This window comes from Gilliamella sp. B2824, from assembly GCF_026536245.1.
In the GTDB taxonomy this organism is placed as follows: Bacteria; Pseudomonadota; Gammaproteobacteria; order Enterobacterales; family Orbaceae; genus Gilliamella.
In genome coordinates this window covers 1-752 of record NZ_JAFNON010000037.1, presented here as the reverse complement: position 1 = coordinate 752, position 752 = coordinate 1, and the positions used below count along the sequence as shown (strand labels likewise).

Below are 752 nucleotides of genomic sequence, written 5' to 3'. Positions count from 1 at the left end.
CGTCTTACATTTATGAAAGATATAAAGATAGTTTTACTTTTCGTGCTGAAGACTGGCGTAAAATCAATAACTATTATGAAAAAATTGTAGCCTTAGATTTTGTCAGGGATTATACAAAAGAAGATTTAGAAGAAATTTGGCTTATAGAGATGTAAATAATGAAAGTAGATAATATTAATCAACTTTTCGAGCAGATACAGCAAACTGATAATAATCAAGGGATTTCGAACTTTACACAAACCAATGCAAACTATCCTAAGAACCCTTATACTCAAGAAATATATCAAGCAGAGCGGTTATATGAAAGAGGACATAAAAAAGGATTTTCAGAGACCCGTTGGTTGACTGAAGATGAAATACAAACTCATAATTTGCAGATAAAACCGGATGAGAAAGACAACTTTATTGAAAGTGATTTATATAAAGATAATGAGTATTATGAGAATATTAAATTTTATAATGTAGAGCAGCTAGATAAAACTTCATTTGCTAAACTTCCGCCTGAAGTTAAGCCAGAAAAACAGTGGCAGGAAAATCTAAAAGTCGAGCAATTTATAGCAAGTCAGGGGGTTAAGGTGTTACATAACAGCCCGTCAAATCCTCGTTATAATGCTAAATCACATACTATCCATATGCCCGATAAATCGCAGTATGAGACTGCCGAAGGATACTATAATGATATCTTTCATGAAATTGGGCATTCAACCAGTCGGGAATTAGACAGAATACCAAAAACGTACGAACAGGCAGAA

General features: G+C 33.2%; 1 protein-coding gene. It reads left to right on the top strand.

Annotated elements, in window-relative coordinates; genetic code table 11:
- Positions 1 to 158: 158 nt before the first annotated feature.
- On the top strand, positions 159 to 752 hold a 594-nt coding region (locus tag J3U56_RS11995; RefSeq protein ID WP_267367955.1), incomplete at its 3' end, for a zincin-like metallopeptidase domain-containing protein.